Source organism: Streptomyces sp. NPDC111516 (genome assembly GCF_055635345.1).
In genome coordinates this window covers 102762-120970 of the sequence record NZ_JBVKBV010000023.1, presented here as the reverse complement: position 1 = coordinate 120970, position 18209 = coordinate 102762, and the positions used below count along the sequence as shown (strand labels likewise).

Below are 18209 nucleotides of genomic sequence, written 5' to 3'. Positions count from 1 at the left end.
CGACCACCAGATGGAAGCGGACCGCCCGCCCGTGACACGAGGTCGATGTGATGCGCAACACAGCCCGAACCGGGGCCTGCCGCAAGGCAGTCGAAGAGGTCCGCGAAGCCGTCACCGCTCCGCGGCCGTGACGCCTGCCAGTCCCCCTCGGGACACGGGCCGGCAGGAAGGCCCCGGTCAAGAAGACGACGGTCACGACACGTTCGGGACGTCACTCATGCGTCGTCGTCGCGAGCCCCGGAAACGTCGACACCGAAATCACCCGCTCAGGTCCATGACAACGCGGCTAGTGTGATCAGATGACAGAATTCAGCATCCTTGGTGACACCACGCAATGACAGAAGGACTTCGACCGGCGGCTGCACGCCTCCTACACGGCCGACGACTCCCCTGACGGCATCGCCCTCCTGCCAAGCGATGACACCGGGTTCCGGATCCGGTTTCTCCCGACCCAAAAACCGAAGACCGGCCAGAACTTGATGCACTTCGACCTGACGAGCACGTCCCTCGATGACCAGCACATGACGGTAACGACATCGCTCGGACTCGGCGCCCGGCACATCGACATCGGTCAACGCCCCCAAGAGGGCCACGTGGTACTCGCCGACCCAGAGGGCAATGAGTTCTGCGTCATCGAACCGGGCAACAACTTCCTTGCCGACTGCGGATTCATCGGAGCGCTTGCGTGCGACGGTTCACAGGAGGTCGGGTACTTCTGGAGCGAAGCACTGGACTGGCCATTGGTCTGGGACCAGGACCAGGAGACGGCGATCCGCTCACCCTATGGCGGTCCGAAGATCACATGGGGCGGTCCGCCACTGACACCGAAGACAGGGAAGAGCCGGCTGCACTTCGACATCGCTCCACCCGCCGACGATGATCAGCAAGCGGAAATCGACCGTCTCGTCTCCCTGGGAGCGACACGAATCGGCATCGGCCACGACGAAGTCAGCTCGGTGATGATGGCCGACCCCGACGGCAACGAATTCTGTGTCCTGCCTCCCCGATAAAGCGACCAGGCCCGGGCGCGCGACGACCCTCCGCACAAAGGGACCAGCCGAGGCCGTTGAACTCACACGCACTGCTGAAAACGTTATCGCCCGGCCCCAAGCGTCGGATCCGTACCGGACAGCACCATGACGGACCGTGGTTTCGGGCGAGACACCGCCAGGACCACGATCCGCCACGGCTCGAACGCCGTTATGAAAGACAGGTGCGCTCAGCCCATGGCGTCGCCGGACTGAGAACTGTGAGTGAGCGCGTTCAGCTGGACATCCTTGCAGTACGGGACGGTCCCGGTCTGGACCACGTACCTGGCCGAGATCCACGCCCCCTCGTCACGCAGCAGGTACCAGACGTCGTTACCGGCGACGTTCTGCGCACGGACCTTGCACCGCAGACCCACCTGATCGGCATACTCAACGATACCCAGCACCGACGAGTCGGTACTGGGGTACTGCCGCTCGTTCACCCCGCTCTGACTGATCACCGTGGCGTAAGGCTCCACGGGAAAGGAAGCCTGAGCGGGAGCCGCAGCGGCAAGCAGCGGAGCACCGAGCACCATGACTGCCGCAGCACCCGAGACCGCGGCAATCCGCCGAGCACGCCTCTCCAACACCTTCGACATGACCATTCCTCTCGTTCCATTCCTGACCCTGATCACATCCGATCACTCATCAGGCCACACGCCCCGCACCCAGCGCTGCGACCCCGTATTGATCCCCCGGAATGACGACTGCAATCAGGCAAGCGGGCCAGCGACCCCAGGGACCACCGTCGGGCTCCGAGCCCTACCGGCTACCCCGCCGGACCAAGCCATACCGGCTTCCGCGCCGCGCCGGCCGCCAAGACTGACGCGCCGCACCGCTGCCTGCTGGTGAAAGGGACTACCCTCGCCCGCCGGAACGTCGACCCCAGGGACAGCCCTTCCCACTCAAGATGACCAGCCGCCTCTTCGAACCCGCCCTCCCGCCCCTCACCGTGTCCGCCACTCAAGACCGCCTCAAACGGTCACCGTCCGCGTCATCAGGGCTCATACCGTCCAACCACATCGCCGGCTTCCATGACACCGAGCCCCGGGCCCTACAAGTCGCACCGGACCATCTGCAAACCTGGAAACATGAACACCGAGATCCTCGTCGTACCGGACTGCCCGAACAAGACACCCGCCGCCAAGCAACTGCAACAGGCACTCGACGACCTCGGACTGAACAACACCACCTTCACCACCCGAGTCATCCACGACCAGGCCGAAGCCGAGCACACCGGCTTCACCGACTCCCCGACCTTCCTCCTCAACGGCCGCGACGCGTTCACCGAACCCGAACACCCCGCCGGCCTGACCTGCCGGGTCTACCAGACCAGCGACGGGCTCCGCGGCCTGCCCACACTCGAGCAACTCCACACAGCACTCACCACAGCCAACTCCGAACCGGACCACCTACACCACCCATGACCACAACACCGACGCACCCGGCCCCAATACCCCCAACAACCCACACCCAACCCATCCCGACACCTGGACACAACAGCCCGGCACGCGGCCGCCCTCATCAGGGCGGCCGCGTGCGGGCCGGGCGGTGGGTGGCGGGCGGTGTCAGCCCTGGTCAGCCCTGTTTCACGCGGCCGAGGACCTCGACCTCGGCCATGTTGAGTTCCACAGGGTTCTTGCCGGCGAGCCACACCCGTACATAACGCCCCCGGGCCTTGGCGTCGATGGTGGTTGGGCTGCCGGCCTGGGCGGTCTCGTGCCGGCTCCAGACGTCCTGCTTGCCGAGCTGGTCCGCGAGTGTGCCGGAGAAGGGCTGGTCGGAGACCAGGACGTAGTAGTCCTTCGTCCTGTCGGCGCAGCAGTCCGTCCGGTTGTAGATCTTGATCTTCTCGAGGTCGGCGCTGGTGCCGAGGTCCACTTGCCACCACGGCTGTGCTTCCCGGCCACTGGTGGTGGAGAAGTTGAAGCGGTCGCCATCGACGGCCTTGTCAGCACTGAACGGGAAGGTGCCGCCCCAGTCGTAGTCGGAGCTCTGGGTCGCCTTCTTGCCCAGGGCGAGTTCGCGCAGGGGCGGCAGGCCCATCGACTCGTCGTGGAGGTGCTCCACGCGCGTGACGAAGTCCTCGACGAACGGATCGCCGATCTTCACCGGGCCGTGCTGGTGGTGCTCGGCCGGGTCGACCATGATCTGCGACACCTCGGCGGCGAGGGAGTCCATGGCCTTGCGTTCCCTGGCCGCCTCGGTCGTGTTGCCGGCGTCGATCGCGGCGAGCGCGTTCAGGCCGTGCTCCATTGCCCGGCCCCACAGTTCCGTGGCGTCCAGCCAGCGGGAGGCGTCGGAGAGGAACAGCTTGTCGGGGACGCCCTCGCGGATGACGGCCGGTGCCCGCGTGACCGCGCGGACGGACGGGCGGAAGCCGTTGATCGCGGATCGCTCATCGGTTCCGTACGCCTTCCAGAACCGCTCCAGCTCGGCGCTGAACACCGGGGCCTGGGGCTGCCACAGTTCGGAGCCGAAGGTCGGGGCCGCGTGGTTGAGGTCGACGAACACCTGCACCGCGTCGGCCGTACGCGGGTCACCCGCGGCAAGGTGGAGGGCGGCCTGACGCCCGGAGCGGTCGCGGTCGTAACCCCGGTCGTTCCACGAGAAGTCCGACATCGTGAAGACCGCGAGCTTACTGGCTGCCTCCTGGTTCATCGGGTTGGAGACGATGCCGCTGAGGTGGTCGGACAGTCCCGGCTCACGCTTGTCATACGGCGCCAGCAGCAGTCGCCCGGCGGTCCGGCCGAAGTCGTTCACCGGGTAGTTGTCCCACACGAAGACCTTACGGCCGAAGAGTTCGGCGGCCTTGGACGCCTCGGCGTTGGTGATCTCCCGCGGCACCACGTCCGTCCCGGTCCACATCACCTGGACCCCGGGGTCGAGCGTGGCACGGAGCGCCTGCTTGTACTCGGTGTCGGTCAGGTCGCCGTATTCCGTGGGCACCATCTGGAGCGGGTTGGCCCCGGGCCGCTCGCCGATGAAGTCGCGCTGCACTGTGTTCAGCAGGCTCACCTGGGCGCGGGCCGCAGCACCGCGGCCCGGCGGGCCGAACTTCCGCGCGTCCGCGTCGCAGTTCCAGCGGGTGTAGCTGATGTCGTCCAGAGGGATGGAGAACGACCGTACGCCTGCGTCGTACATCGCCTGCATCTTGTCGGTCAGCGCCTTGGTGTCGGCGGAGTCGGAGTAGCAGATGGAGGCGCCGGGCGAGACGGCGAAGGTGAAGCGGACGTGGTCGGCCCGGGCGCGGTCGATCAGTTCGCCAAGTTCGGCGAGCTTGGCCTGCGGGTAGGGCTCGCGCCACTTGTCCCGGTGGTATGGATCGTCCTTCGGCGCGTAGACGTAAGTGTTGGACTTCATCTCGCCGAGGAAGTCCATGTGGTCCAGGCGCTCTTGTGCGGTCCACGGGGGGCCGTAGAAGCCCTCGATGGTGCCGCGCAGCGGCATCGACGGGTAGTCGCTGACCTGAGCGCCCGCCACCTTCCAGTCGTCGCCCGCGCGCTGGAAGAGCTGGCGCAGCGTCTGCACGGCGTAGAACTGGCCCGTGGCGTCCGTGCCCCCGAGGGCGATCTCGGGATGGGACTGCCGGCCCGTGACCCGCAGGGTGTAGCCCTCGGCGTGGCCGGGCACAACGGTGTCACCGAGCGCCTTGGCGATGTCCGGTCGGTCGGCGGACCCCAGCCTGACGGTAAGCAGTCCGTCGGACGCCGGCGGGACGCTGTCGGGGGAAACGTTGTCAACACGCGCGGCGCCATGTTTCCTCAGCTCGCGGACGAGGCGGTCACGGGCGGCGGCGTCCGTGTGCGCGTCCGCAACGAGGAGTACCCGACCGGTGACGGCCGCGTCGTTGCCCGAGGGGGAGATGGACTGCGGTGTCGGGGAGACGGTCGGCAGGGGGCGGGGGCCCACCGGGGCCGCGCGTGCTCCCGTGGTTTCCGCGGCCTGTGCTCCGGCTCCAGGGGTGAGCGCCCCGAGCGTCACACAGCCGGCTATCGCGATCAAGCCAAAGGCTGTTCTACGCCTTCTCATCAGACCCTCCATGTGGTCTAGACCACTTTCAACCTTAAGAGGTTACTGGTATCACTCGGTTCACTGTCAAGACATTCGACCCGTCGGCTGCCTTCCTTCACCCCGAACAGCCGCCCCAACGTGCACTCTTGACGACCACTCCCATTCCTGACAACGATGTCACCCACGTCACCCGTCGGACTATGAGGAGTGCCATGCACATACCAAGACCAATCCGTCTGGTTCGCGCCCTTTCCACGGTCGCAGCCGCGGCCCTCATAATCACCGGTGTGTCGGCGATGCCCGCGGAAGCGTCCGCAAGGGGAGGACCACAGTTCCCCGATGATCCGACGGCGTACGTGAACACGTCGATCGGCAACAACGGTTCGGGGACGACGTTCCCGGGCGCGGCACTCCCCTTCGGGATGGTGCAGAACAGCCCCGACACCCGGCTCAACTCCTATGCCTCGTACGACTACGCGGACTCGGAGATCCTGGGGTTCAGCCAGACCCATCTGTCCGGTGTCGGCTGCCAGACGGCGGGCAATTTCCGCCTGATGCCGGTGCCCGGTGACTTCCCTGGGACGAAGCCGAGTCAGCAGGCGTCCGGATTCCGGCACGCCGACGAGCACTCCGAACCCGGGTACTACAAGGTCGGCCTGCGATCGGGGGTGACGGCGGAGCTCTCGGCGACCGAGCGGACCGGCTGGCACCGTTACGCTTTCCCGACGGACGCGTCGCAGCGCACTGTGGTGCTGAACGTCGGCTCCAGCAACGGCTATACGTACGCCGGCCATGTGGACGTCGTGGGCGACGACACCGTCGAGGGCTGGATCACCGGCGGCAACTTCTGCTGGGAGACGGGCAAGGAACGGTACAGGGTCTACTTCAGCGCCAAGTTCGACCGCGGCTTCGACAAGTTCGGCACCTGGGCGGACGGCGGGGACGTCGCCACGGGCCGCAGGTCGGCCGACATCAGCGGTACGTCGTCGAACGGTTCCCGGGCCGACGGGGGCGCGATGGTCGGGTTCAGCGGCGGCGGCCGGGTCGGCGCGACCGTCGGTGTCTCGTACACCTCCGTCGACGGCGCACGGCTCAACCGCCGCGCGGAGAGCGGGGACCAGACGTTCGACTCCGTCCGGGCCGCCGCGCACCGGACCTGGGTGCGCCAGTTGCAGCGGCTGCGGGTGGCCGGCGGCAGCGACGCCGACCTGCGCACCTTCTACTCCTCCCTCTACCGCGCGACGCTGCACCCGTCGGTCGGCTCCGACGTCGACGGCCGGTACACGGGCTTCGACCAGCAGATCCACCGCAGTGACCGGCCGTACTACCAGATGTTCTCGCTCTGGGACACCTACCGGGCGCAGAACCAACTGGTCGCGCTGCTCGAACCCCACCGCGCCACCGACATGGCCAAGTCCCTGCTGCGCGTCTACCAGGACGGCGGCTGGCTTCCGCGCTGGGCGCTGGGGCCGAGCGAGACCAACGTGATGAGCGGGGAGGGTCCGACGCCGTTCATCACCTCCCTGTACGCGCGCGGGCTGCTCGACAAGCCCACGGCGCGGACCCTTTTCGAGGCGCTGTGGAAGAACGTCACCGAGGTTCCGGCCGATCAGTCGGTGTTCCGTGGACGGGACGGCAACCCGACGTATGTGCGCAACGGATGGATCGGCTACCAGGACAAGGGCGGCTACGACTGGGGCGACTCCCGGCAGGCCGGTTCGGCGACGCTGGAGTACGCGCTGGCCGACTGCGGTCTGGCCGACATGGCCCGCGGTCTCGGTGAGTCGGCGAAGGCGGCCGCGCTGCGCGAGCGGTGCGGGAACTTCGCCAACGAGTGGGACTTCGGCGTGGGCTCGAAGGGGTTCGACGGCTTCCCTCGCTCCCGGACACCGGAGGGTACCTGGGTGGGCAGCGCGGACCCGACGCGGAGCACCGGTTTCCACGAGGGCACGCCGTGGCAGTACCAGTGGCTCGCGCAGCAGGACGTGCCCGGCCTGTTCGCGCTGATGGGCGGCAGGGCCAAGGCGGAGAAGCGCCTCGACACCTTCTTCGACATGCCGGAACTGCTGCGTGACCATACGGGTGTTGCGAAGAAGTCGTGGGTGGTCGGCGCGTACGACTACCACAACAACTTCGCGTTCAACCCGAACAACGAGCCCGACCTGCACGCTCCTTGGATGTACGCGTGGACCGACCAGCCGTGGAAGACCTCCGCGGTGCTGCGCGCGGCGCAGCCGCTGTTCACCGACGACGCCCAGGGGATGCCCGGCAACGACGACCTCGGCACGATCTCGTCCTGGCTCGTCTGGTCCATGATCGGCATGTACGAGGTGATGCCCGGCTCGGCCGAGTACGTCCTGTCGGCGCCGATGTTCGACCGGGTCCGCATCCAGCCGGAGGGCGGCCGCGCCGTCGACATCACCGCACCCGGTGCGGACCGGTCGAAGCTGCAGTACGTGTCGTCGGTGAACGTCGGCGGTGCCGCGTGGCCGAAGTCGTGGATCACGCATGCCGATCTGCTGCGTTCGGGCACGATCGAGTTCGGCCTCACCTCCGACCCGGCGAGCACCACCTGGGGCCGGGGCAGCGCCAACCAGCCGCCGCGGCACGGCACGACGGACCTGGGTGTCCGGCCGTTCGCGTCGGTGTCCGACACCAGTCCGGCCCTGCTGGAACCGGGCAGGAGCGTCACGGCGACCGTGGGAGCCGTGGATCTCTCCGGATCCGCGTCCGACGTCGCGTTCAGCACCGTCTCCTCCGCCGGTCTCACGGTGTCACCGGCTTCCGGCGGCCTGGTGGTCGATGCCGGAGGACGGGTCACCACTCCCGTGACGGTCACGGCGGACGGCTCGGCGAAGCCCGGTGTGCACACGGTCGAGGTCCGGATGACGGACAGGTCGACCGGCAGGTCCCTGGGCAGCACGACGATCGCGCTCAACGTGACGTCGCTGTCCTACGGCAGGCCGGCGACACAGAAGAGCACCGCGTGGGGCGGTGTGGCGGGGCGGGCGGTCGACGGCAACACCGACGGCAACTTCACCGTCGGGTCGGTCACCCACACCACCGAGGACGGCTCCGCCGAGCCCTGGTGGCAGGTGGACCTCGGAGCTTCGAAGGGCATCTCCGACGTGGCCGTGTGGAACCGCAGCGACTGCTGCTCGGAGCGGCTGACCGACTACTACGTCCTCGTCTCCGACACCCCGTTCACCAGCCAGTCCCTCGCGACGACGCTGGCCCAGCCCGGCGTGACCACCGTGCATCGCACCGACACCGCCGGCACCCCGACGGTCGTCCCGGTGAACACCACCGGGCGCTACGTGCGAATCCAGCTCGCGACCACGGCTCCGTTGTCCTTGGCCGAGGTGGAGGTGATCCCGTCATGACCGCGGCACGTCGATCGCTGACGGGTGTGCTGTCGCTGGTCCTGTGCGCCGCGAGGCCCTCTTTCCTGCATTCGGCCGGCGTCAGCTCGTCCTGCGTCCTACACAGCCGGTCGGCCACGGTCTCCACGCCCCCTGCCCCGATCGGAACCCGTGGCGGGCGCGCCGCCCTGGCATCGCCGGGTCGGAGACGGCCTCCCGCCCGTCGGCGGTGACACGGGCACGGATCAGGGCATTGCCGCTGCCGACGGCCGTGACGAGCCCGTCGGCGGAGACTCGCGCGACCGACTCGTCGCTGTCCGGGTTGGCCTGGTCGGCGAGCCGGTAGCACGACTGGATGTCGATGTCGGTGGTAATCACTGGACCACGGCGGGTTGTTGACGATGTTCCAGATGCCCTGCAGGTGATCGACTGCGAGCCGGGGCGTGAGGGCCGGCCGGGCTGCCCCGTTTGCCTGTTCCCTCACCTCGGGCGAGGTTGCCGCCGGTGCCGGGTGTCGCACCCGTCCGGCACCGGCAGCGCACCTCACGTGCCGTCGGCGCGGGCTCAGAGCGTGTCGGGTGACCTCTGATCGGGCGGCCAAGCCCTGGCACGCACACATTCCGATCGAAGGTCACCCGGCAGGCTCTCAGGCGGGGTGGCCGCCCACGTTGATCTCCGCGGCGCCCGCGAAGGCGTTGCCCGCCGGGGAGTTGAGGCCCGTCAGGCGTACGTACCGGCCGCGAACGGCACCGAACTCGGCGTTCTGGGAGGTGAGCGCCTCGGTGAAGGAGCCGGTGGCCGCCTCTGTCCACGTGGTGCCGTCGGCGGACACCTCGATCCGGTAGTCCTTGATCCTGCCGTTGCGGGCGTTCTGCCGCTGCGTGTACTGCAGGCCCGTGACGTCGTACTGCTTGCCCAGGTCCAGCGTGATGTGGTGGGGGAAGTCGGGAGACGCGGTGTACCACTGGGTGTGCCAGATCGTGTTGACGTCCCCGTCGATGGCGTTCGCCGCGGCGCCGTCCTCGCCGACGGTCTCCTGGCTGTCGACGTCGTGCACACGGAGCGTGGACTGGTCGATCAGGTTCGGCAGCGGGCGCAGTCCGGAGGCGACCGACACGGTCTGGCGTGCGGAGCGATCGCCCTGGACGGCGCTGAGGGTGTGCGTGCCGTCGTAGGTCGCGGCCGGGACGACGCCGTGGCGATCGAAGCGGCCCGAGGCGTCGGCGCGGACCGTGTAGAGGGTCTTGTCGTCGATGCGGATGTCGACGTAGCCGGGGCCGAAGCCGGTGAGCTTCAGCGGGACCCAGGTTCCGGCTTTCACGTTCCGCGGGACCTCGACCGTCGGTCCGGCGGCCGGGGCTTCGCGGCCCGCGTCCTTCGCGTCCACGGCCCGGACGCGCACGGACACCGGGTCGCCCGTGTTCGGGGTGAGCACGCACGTGATGTCCTCGGTGAACGCTGTCTCCACGGTGGCGGTGTACAGACCCGCGGCGTGCAGGGAGTCGCGTGCCTGACGCTGGGTGAACGTCACGGGCAGGACCCGGTTGCCGCACTGCGCGGTCGCGGTCAGGGGCTTGGTGAGCGCGCTGGATGAGGCGGGGTCACCGTCGGTCGCCACGGTGTCCGGGACGATCGCGGTACCGTCCTCGGAGAGCTTGGTGCCGGGTGCGGCGACGAGGCCCAGCGCATGCCGGGCGGTGACTCCGCTCGTGGCGGTCGCGTCGGTGCCGGCGACGGTGGCGGCCCACCGCGCTCCCGGGCTCTCGTAGAAGTTGGTGCCCGCCACGGTCAGACGCGTGCCGAGCCGGGCGAGGCGGGAGCCGAAGTCAGCGACGTCCTTGTGCGCCTTGGGCGTCCAGCCGGTCTCGAGGATCGCGGCCGCCCGGGGCAGGGTCAGGAACTCCGCCTGGTCGTCGCCGCGGATGGTCTCCGACCACAGAGGGCCCTCGACGCCGAGCACGCCCGCCTCGGGGATACCGCCGGACACCGTGGTGGTCGGGTCCCAGTCGTAGTAGCGCTGGAAGTCGCAGGTGCCGCCGCAGGCCCAGGTCAGTCCGATCGGGGTGTCCTTGGTGTACTTCTGGTCCAGGTAGGAGCCGCCGGCCGCCGATACCACGGCCTTGCCGCCCTTGGTGACGAAGTCGCGCACCCAGTCACCGGATCCGACCCAGTACTGCACGACCGAGCCGTCCCAGAAGCCGGGCTTCTGCGACAGTCCGGCCTCGGCGTATTCCGTCCAGCCCATGGTCCCGACTCCCGTCGCCGCCTTGATGCGGGGCACGGCGCGGGTGATGAAGTCGACGTAGCGGGTGTGGCCCATAGCGTGGGATTCGTCGCCGCCCATGTGCACGTACGGGCCGCCGGTCATCTCGGCCAGCTGGTGGAAGACGTGCTCCACGAACGTGTAGGTGAGGTCGTGCCGCTCGTCGAGGGCGGAGTAGCCCACGTTCCCGGTCCCGTTCCAGTCCACGACACCGGTCCTGGGGTCGGGCGCGGGCAGGGAGCGGTCGGTGTTGAGCTGCGGGATCGCGTGCAAGGCGGCGTTGGTGTGGCTGGGGGTGTCGACCTCGGGCACGACGGTGACGAACCGGTCCCTGGCATAGGCGACGATGTCGCGGTACTGCTTCTGCGTGTAGTAGCCGGTACGGCCCAACTCGCCCCGGTGACCCTGCTGGTTCATCGCGGTCGCGCCGGACTCGCGGTGCAGCTTGGTGTAGTCGATCGGGTCGCCCGCGGCCTTGCCGTCGTTGGTGATCTCGATCCGCCACCCCTGGTCGTCGGCGAGGTGCATGTGCAGCACGCTCATCTTCATCCGGGACAGCGTGTCGATGTAGCGCTTGACGGCGTCGACGTCCTGGAAGGACCGGGCCACGTCGAGCATGACACCGCGGTAGGAGAAGCGCGGCGCGTCCTCGATGTGCGTGGCGGGCACACGCCAGTCGGTGACGACCGGGGTCGGTGACTCGGCCCAGACGGGCAGCAGTTGGCGCAGGCTCTGCACACCGTTGAACGCGCCGTGCGCGGTCCGCGCGGTGATGGACACGCCGTCACTGTTGACGTCCAGGACGTACGACTCCGCGGTGGGCGCGGCGCCGTCGACGGTGTACCGCGCCACCGGGTCCACTATGACGTGAATGGCGTTGGCACCGCCGTGCGCCCGCACCGGCACCCGGAACCCGCTCGCGTCACGCAGCTCGCCGGCGAGCTGCGAGCCGACAGCGGCCGCGGCGCCCTCCGCGACGACGGCGAGCGAGGGACGCAGGACGAACGGCGCCTTGCCGGCGTCCTGTTGGAGAACGACCGGACGCGGCACGAGAGCGGTGTCCGGTGCGCCGGACGCACCGGACACCGACTCGCCGGACGCGACGTTCCCGGCGGCGGCCGACGGAGCTCCGGCCAGACCGCCCATGGTCATGAGGACCGCCGCGAGCAGCAGACGCGGCCCACGAGGTCGGAGGTGCACGGGACTTCTCTTCTTTCGCAACCGCATGGGGACTCCCTGAGGAGCAATCAATGATGCATACACATGCTTGAAGAGCCAGGCTTTCTTTCAGGTTTGAGCACCATAATGCGGTGGCGCGAAGTGGTCTAGTCCCTTCGCGAGGACTCGCTCCCTGACCTGTGCTCCCCCGTGCGTAAGGACCCGTCGGCTGGCCGAGGAGGATCCGAAGACCTATGGAAGCGTGTGCGGTGGCAGCCGCAAGCGTGCCGAGGAACTAGGGGTTCGCCCGGCACCGCCTTCGAGTGCTCCGGCCACCGGGCCGACTCCACCCCGACGCCGTCAAGGCCGTCATGCGCGGTCGGCTTCCATCTCACGGCGACGGCCCGTGCGGCCTCGACGCTGGCATCCCCGTGCCCCAGGCCCCCTCAGCAGCAGCGGCTTTGTGGGTTCGCCTCGCGGTGGCGGGAGCGGTGGCGTTCGTAGGCACGCCGGGTCGGCGCCGGCTCGCCGGGATGTCGCTCCTCGTTCCGTCGGCAGTAGCGCTCGTAGTCCGCCGTGCCTGAGATCTCCCTCAGGTACCAGCGGATAACCCGCAGCAGCCGGTTCACAGGGCCGAGGAGCGTTGCCGCTGCGCTTCCCGCTCTCATTCCCGCTCGACCTGCCCCGTGGACGCGCCGGCCAGCGCCTTGGAGCGGGCCCCAGGGACGATGATCGTGGACTCCACGTACGGGGTCTCCGCCGTCGGCAGCGGCTGCGGGGACCGTACGGCCCGGACGCAGATCACGGCCGCGTGGCCGATCACGAGCGCGACCAGCACGAGGAACACGACCATGATGACGCCGTCCACCGTGGAGTTGAGCACCACGGTCTCCATGTCGTCGAGCGACTTCGCCGGGGCGAGGATCTTCCCGGCGTCGAGCGCGTCCGCGTACAGCTCACGTTGAGCGAAGAAGCCGATCTTCGGGTTGCTGTCGAAGATCTTCTGCCAGCCGGCGGTGAACGTGACGGCCACGTCCCACACCAGCGGGACGCCCGTGACCCACGCCCAACGCAGCTTTCCGGCCTTGATGAGCAGGGTCGTGCCCACGGTCAGCGCGATGGCCGCGAGCAGCTGGTTGGCGATGCCGAACAGCGGGAAGAGCTGGTTGATCCCGCCGAGCGGGTCCGTAGCGCCGACGTAGAGGAAGTAACCCCACAGGCCGACGATGACGGCGCTGGTGATCCAGATGCCCGGCTTCCAGGTGACCCGGCCGATCGGCTTCCAGACGTTGCCGAGCATGTCCTGGAGCATGAAGCGGCCGACCCGCGTCCCCGCGTCCACTGTGGTGAGGATGAACAGCGCCTCGAACATGATGGCGAAGTGGTACCAGAACGCCTTCATGGCGTGCCCACCGAACACTCCGGAGAAGATCTCCGCCATGCCGAGGGCGAGGGTCGGCGCACCGCCGGTACGGGCGATCAAGCTCTGTTCGTCGACCGAGTGGGCGGCCGCCGCCAGGGTGTCCGGGCTGATGGTAAAGCCGAGGTTCGCCACCGCCTGGGAGGCACTTTCCACCGTGGTGCCCAGCAGACCGGCTGGGGCATTCATCGCGTAGTACAGGCCGGGGTCGAGTACGGATGCCGCGACGAGCGCCATCACGGCGACGAACGACTCCATGAGCATCGCGCCGTAGCCGATCAGCCGGACCTGTGATTCCTTCTGGATCAGCTTGGGGGTGGTGCCGGAGGACACGAGGGCATGGAAACCGGACAGGGCACCGCAGGCAATCGTGATGAACAGGAACGGGAACAGCGCCCCGGCGAACACCGGCCCGGTGCCCGAGGAGGCGAAAGGGCTCACGGCGTCGTTCATGGGGTCTGCGTCCGGTAGTTGCATGTGGGCCCGCGAGGGTTTACCGCGACACGGCCGGGTTTCCACTCCGATGGCGTTCCCGCGTTCCCCGCTGCCGCCCCGGGACGGAGATCACCGGTCCGTCGGCCGGACACCGTGTCGTATCGAGCGTGGAGGAGTCATGAACAACCTCATCCCAGTGATCACCTGTGCGGCCGTGGTTCTCGTCGCCTCGGCGATCGCGCTGGGGGGTGCCCGCTTCGCCTCGGGCCGCACTGGAGTCAGGGCGGACCTCGAGGACTGGGCCCTGGCCGACCGCCGACAGGGCGGCGGTCTCATCTGGTGTTTGCTCGGCGGCACCGTATACACCGCGTATACCTTCACTGCCGTGCCGGGCGCGGTCTTCACATCCGGCGGCATCGGGTGCTACGCCCTTCCCTACACGGTGATCATCTGCGCGGTGGCCTTCGTTCTCCTGCCCCGCCTGGCAGCGACGGCGCGGGCCCACGGGCACGTCACCGTCGCGGACTTCGTACGGGTGCGATACGGGTCGCCGCTGCTCGCGCTCGCCGTCTCGCTCACCGGAATCTTCGCGACAATGCCGTACATCGCCCTGCAACTGCTCGGCCTGAGGGCCGTACTCAGCGTGCTGGGCATCCGACCGGACGGACTGGCGGGCGACGCGGCACTCACCGCCGTGTTCGCGGTGCTCGCCGTCTCCACCTATCGGTACGGGCTGCGTGCGCCGACCCTCGTATCGGTCGTCAAGGCGGTGCTGGTTGTCGGCTCGACGCTGGCCATCGGTACCCTCGTCCTTACCGGCCTCGGGTCACCGGCGACCCTTTTCGCCCGCGCCGACGCGGCGTTCACGGCGACCGACGGCGCCGCCGCACTCGTGCCGGATCCCTCATTGGCGCCGGCGTACATCTCCCTCGCCCTCGGCTCGGCGCTCGCCCTGTTCGCCTTCCCTCACATCCTGGTGGTGGCCTTCTCCGCCCGCAACGGCGGCGTGCTGCGCCGGTCGTCCGTCACTCTGCACGGCTGGACGGCGATGCTCGGACTGTTCGCGCTGTTCGGTGTCGCGGCGCTCGCATCGGGAGTCCGGCCCCCTCCTGGGCGCAGTGAACTGGCGATCCCCCTGCTCGTGCTCGACCTTGCGCCGGGGTGGGCAGCCGGGCTGCTGCTGGGCTCGATCGTCGTGGCGGCGCTCGTACCGGCGGCAGTGATGTCGATCGGCGCGGCGACGCTGTTCGCGAGGAACATCTACCTGGAATTCGTCAACCCGACGGCGACGGCGGCTCAAGTGACCCGGATGGCCCGGCTGATGTCGCTGGTCGTCAAGGTCGGGGCACTCGTGTTCGCGCTGGGCCTGCACGACCAGGCCGCCATCAATCTGCATCTGCTCGGAGCGGTGTGGGTGCTGCAGATCCTGCCGACGATCGTGCTGGGCCTGCGGCACCGCACGCCTCACCGGATCTCGCTGCTCACCGGCTGGCTGCTGGGCATGGTGGTCGGCACCGGGCTGGTGAACCAAGGAGGGTTCTCCTCCCTGGTGCGGCTGTCGTTCGGCCAGTTGGACGTCCAGGTGTACGCGGGCGTGGCCGGGCTCGCCGTCAATCTCGCGATCGTGGGGCTGACCAGCCCGTTGCTGGATCGACTGGGCGTGCCGCGCGGACTGTCGGGAGTACTGAGGTCGGCCGGCGACGCGCGCAAGAGCGGAGGGGCGGCATGAGAAGAACCGACAAGCCCTGGCACCGAACCGGTGGTCCTGCGACGGCTGTCGAGAGCACTGCCGGAACCATCGACAGCGGCCCGGAGGAGAGCGCTGCCGCCTTTTCGCACGGACCGGATGCCGCCGGTGTGCCGCAGCCCCTACCGGTCGGTCCCGAACCCGGCATCGACCTGCGCGACGTGGAACGTGAAACGGCGATGATCCGCCTGTTCGACGGCCACCACGCCCAACTGGTCCGCCTGGCCGTTCTGTTGGGAGCGGAGCAGGACGCCGAGGATGTCGTCGCCGAGGCGTTCTGTGTGCTGCACAGCCGCTGGTACCGACTGCGTGCACTGGAGGCGGCGCCCGCGTACCTTCGTTCCGTGGTGTGCAATCTCGTGCGGATACGCATACGGCGTCTTCAGGTCTCGCGGCGCCATGCGAATGTGGAGCTGGCCCACATCGCCTCCGCCGAATCGACCGCCCTGCTGCACGAGGACCAGCGGAGGGTGGTCGACGCGCTGAGGGAATTGCCCACCCGACAGCGGGAGGCGCTGGTGCTGCGGTACTGGATGGATTTGAAGGAGAGGGAGATAGCAGAAGCGATGGGGATCAGTGTGGGTGCGGTGAAATCGCACATCTTCCGGGGCATGCATGCGAGCACCTCCCGCGGCGGCGACCCGACAGTGCCGACGTTCATGAACAGCACCTTCTTGTCGAGCAGGAACAGACGCCGCACCGCGTCCCAGTACGCCGGCGAGGAGGTCGGCGGCAGCGCGGTCGACGTCGCGCCTCCGGCCGGCGCGGCCGCGGCCGGGACGGCACCGACCGCCCCCATACCGACGGACGCGGTACCGGCGCCCAGCAGTCCGACGAATCCGCGCCGGGAAACCCCGACTTCCCTACGGTTGTTCAATCCTGACACGGCCATGTCTTCTTCCCTTCGGTGATGTCTCAACGGACGGCAATCGCGGATATCTCGACCTTCGCGTCACGCGGAACGCGGGCGACCTCGACGGTGGCCCGGGCGGGCGGGGCGGAGGAGCCGAAGAACTCGGCGTAGGCGGCGTTGAAACGAGCGAAATCGTCGAGATCGGCCAGATAGACGGTGGTGCTGACGACATGCCCGAGCGACATGCCGTCGGCCTTCAACACGGCCTCGACACTGCGCAGCGCCCGCCGCGTCTGCTCCTCGATGGAGGCGTCGGCGGGGATGGCTCCCGTCTTCGGGTCGATGGGAAGCTGCCCGGAGACGAAGGTGAGGTTCCCGGCGGAGATCCCCTGCGAGTAGGGCCCGATGGCGGCGGGAGCGTCGGGCGTGGTGAGTGCTCGGTGCCGCCCGCTCTGATCGGCTACGGCTGAGGCCCCGCCGACTGCGCCGGCCAGCACAACGGCCGCACCCAGAGCGGCCAGTGCCCGCCGCAGTCGGCTGCGTCGTCTGCCTGCGTGGGGTGGGGCGTGGGAATCGGAGTGGTGCGATGTCGTCACGGCTGCCCTCCAGCTCGTCAACACGTACGCCTGCGCGGCGTGGTGCTGCTTTGTTGCGGGAGGGAGCAGGAAGGTTTACGGGGCGTGGGGAACCGGACCGGGCCGGATCCGCGCGGGCGCCGTGGCACGTGCTCGGGCAGAAGCAAGTACGCGCGTGTGCCGGGACGTCAGGCGGTTCCGGAGGCGTCGGTCGTTCCGTATGAGTCGCCGTACGTCCGAGCCGGAGCCACACCGGCAACAGCCGTTCGAACCATCGCGCACACTCGCGCCGCCAGTGTCGTCGCGTACCGCGACAGCAGCGTCGCGTCGGGGGCCGGATCACCCAGCCGGCCACGACCTGGGCCTGGGTTCAACGACAGCTTCTGATCGCCCTCTCATGGGCAGTCGGGGGGCTAAGCGCGGCGTCCCCACGCGGAGATCATCGGAGCGGTGGCCAGGTCGAGTCGCCCGGTGGCAACGTTCGCCAAGTGACGGTCGATCTCCTCGTCGGTGGCGAGCCCTTCCTCCACCAAGCGGTGGCGGATCTGTCGCACCGTCGCGTCCTCGAGCACGGAACACGCCGGCGAGGTGATCGGGAAGTACGCGTCGGCCTGCACATCGTCCAGGCCGGCTTCGCGTAGCACCCTGGGCAGGGTCCGCCCGTACGCGAGGTCCGCGCCGCGCGCCGCCATCAGGGTGCGGAAGCCGGACCGCAACCGGTTGGCGAGCCGCTGTTCCGGACCCGACTCGTCCGGGCAGAGCAACGGCTGCAACCTGGGGTCGGCGTCCTCCAGAAGCAGCCAGCCGCCGGGTCGCAGCGCCTGGACCATCCGGCGCAGGGCCTCGGTGCGATCGGTGACGTGTACCAGGACCAGCCGGGCGTGCACGAGGTCGAAGCCGCCGGGCGGCGGCGGGTCGACCGCCACGTCGTGGGACAGCGCCTCGATGACGCCGCCGGCGATGTCCCGGGTCCAGGACACGTCGATGTCGGTGGCGATCACCGTACCCCTCGGGGCGACTCGCTCGGCCAGCCCGAGGGGTACGGAGGGACCGCCGGCGCCGACCTCCCAGCACCGCATACCGGCACCGATCCCGAGCTGGTCGACGTGCCGGAACGTCACCGGGTCGAACAACTCGGCGAGGGCGCCGAAGCGAATACCCGCCTCGGACTGTTTGTTGTCCAGAAGGTAGCCGCGGTCGGTGTCGTACTCAGCCATGTCGCAATTCTGACAGACGAACGTAGAGCGGGCTCGGCACAGCCACCATCCCGATGATCTGCCCGCGATCTACTGGCCGCATGTTCCGGACAGCAGGCTGGGGGCGCTCGACAGCAAGCACCCCAAGTCGTGGTGTC

The 18209-nt window shown here is 68.7% G+C and carries 12 protein-coding genes and 1 pseudogene; 5 read left to right on the top strand and 8 right to left on the bottom strand.

Features of this window, described 5'->3' with window-relative positions; translation table 11 throughout:
- The first annotated feature begins 359 nt into the window (after positions 1-359).
- Positions 360-1010 carry a VOC family protein gene (locus tag ACZ7L9_RS31185; RefSeq protein ID WP_471420461.1) on the top strand — a complete coding sequence of 217 codons (651 nt, stop codon included), beginning with the start codon at positions 360-362 and terminating at the stop codon, positions 1008-1010.
- Positions 1011-1219: 209 nt separating this feature from the next.
- Here ACZ7L9_RS31185 and ACZ7L9_RS31180 read toward each other — a convergent pair whose 3' ends face one another.
- Positions 1220-1627, bottom strand: a complete 408-nt coding sequence (locus ACZ7L9_RS31180) for an SH3 domain-containing protein (RefSeq protein ID WP_471420448.1) — start codon at positions 1625-1627, stop codon at positions 1220-1222.
- A gap of 492 nt (positions 1628-2119) precedes the next feature.
- Here ACZ7L9_RS31180 and ACZ7L9_RS31175 point away from each other — a divergent pair, with 492 nt between their 5' ends.
- Complete coding sequence (locus ACZ7L9_RS31175; RefSeq protein WP_471420446.1) at positions 2120-2455, top strand: hypothetical protein; 336 nt, start codon at positions 2120-2122, stop codon at positions 2453-2455.
- A gap of 151 nt (positions 2456-2606) precedes the next feature.
- On the opposite strand, the gene ACZ7L9_RS31170 is transcribed toward ACZ7L9_RS31175, so the two are convergent.
- Positions 2607-5033, bottom strand: a complete 2427-nt coding sequence (locus ACZ7L9_RS31170) for a beta-N-acetylglucosaminidase domain-containing protein (RefSeq protein WP_471420444.1) — start codon at positions 5031-5033, stop codon at positions 2607-2609.
- Positions 5034-5242: 209 nt separating this feature from the next.
- Between ACZ7L9_RS31170 and ACZ7L9_RS31165 the strand changes: the two genes are divergently transcribed.
- On the top strand, positions 5243-8425 hold the full coding sequence (locus ACZ7L9_RS31165) for a GH92 family glycosyl hydrolase (protein ID WP_471420443.1): 3183 nt from the start codon (positions 5243-5245) through the stop codon (positions 8423-8425).
- 81 nt (positions 8426-8506) lie between these two features.
- On the opposite strand, the gene ACZ7L9_RS31160 is transcribed toward ACZ7L9_RS31165, so the two are convergent.
- The 4 genes and pseudogenes from ACZ7L9_RS31160 to ACZ7L9_RS31145 all read right to left on the bottom strand — a co-directional run.
- Positions 8507-8782, bottom strand: a complete 276-nt coding sequence (locus ACZ7L9_RS31160) for an Ig-like domain-containing protein (protein WP_471420441.1) — start codon at positions 8780-8782, stop codon at positions 8507-8509.
- Between the two features lie 268 nt (positions 8783-9050).
- Positions 9051-11867, bottom strand: coding sequence for a family 20 glycosylhydrolase (locus tag ACZ7L9_RS31155; RefSeq protein ID WP_471420439.1), 2817 nt, complete (start codon positions 11865-11867; stop codon positions 9051-9053).
- Between the two features lie 404 nt (positions 11868-12271).
- Positions 12272-12493 (bottom strand): YbdD/YjiX family protein, encoded by a 222-nt coding sequence (locus ACZ7L9_RS31150; protein WP_471420437.1) that lies wholly within the window; start codon positions 12491-12493, stop codon positions 12272-12274.
- Positions 12490-13692, bottom strand: a pseudogene (locus ACZ7L9_RS31145) (carbon starvation CstA family protein); the annotation flags it as partial. The pseudogene ACZ7L9_RS31145 and the gene ACZ7L9_RS31150, both read right to left, overlap by 4 nt.
- Positions 13693-13858: 166 nt before the next feature.
- On the opposite strand from ACZ7L9_RS31145, the gene ACZ7L9_RS31140 reads away from it, so the two are divergent.
- Positions 13859-15409: a sodium:solute symporter family protein gene (locus ACZ7L9_RS31140; protein WP_471420436.1), complete on the top strand. Its 1551-nt coding sequence runs from the start codon at positions 13859-13861 to the stop codon at positions 15407-15409.
- Positions 15406-16338: an RNA polymerase sigma factor gene (locus tag ACZ7L9_RS31135; RefSeq protein WP_471420434.1), complete on the top strand. Its 933-nt coding sequence runs from the start codon at positions 15406-15408 to the stop codon at positions 16336-16338. The genes ACZ7L9_RS31140 and ACZ7L9_RS31135 overlap by 4 nt, the downstream gene beginning before the upstream one ends.
- A 4-nt stretch (positions 16339-16342) precedes the next feature.
- On the opposite strand, the gene ACZ7L9_RS31130 is transcribed toward ACZ7L9_RS31135, so the two are convergent.
- Together ACZ7L9_RS31130 and ACZ7L9_RS31125 are read right to left on the bottom strand one after the other, a co-directional pair.
- Positions 16343-16876, bottom strand: coding sequence for a Rid family detoxifying hydrolase (locus ACZ7L9_RS31130; RefSeq protein WP_471420431.1), 534 nt, complete (start codon positions 16874-16876; stop codon positions 16343-16345).
- A 392-nt stretch (positions 16877-17268) separates the two neighbouring features.
- Positions 17269-18072, bottom strand: a complete 804-nt coding sequence (locus ACZ7L9_RS31125) for a methyltransferase domain-containing protein (RefSeq protein WP_471420429.1) — start codon at positions 18070-18072, stop codon at positions 17269-17271.
- Positions 18073-18209 lie beyond the last annotated feature (137 nt).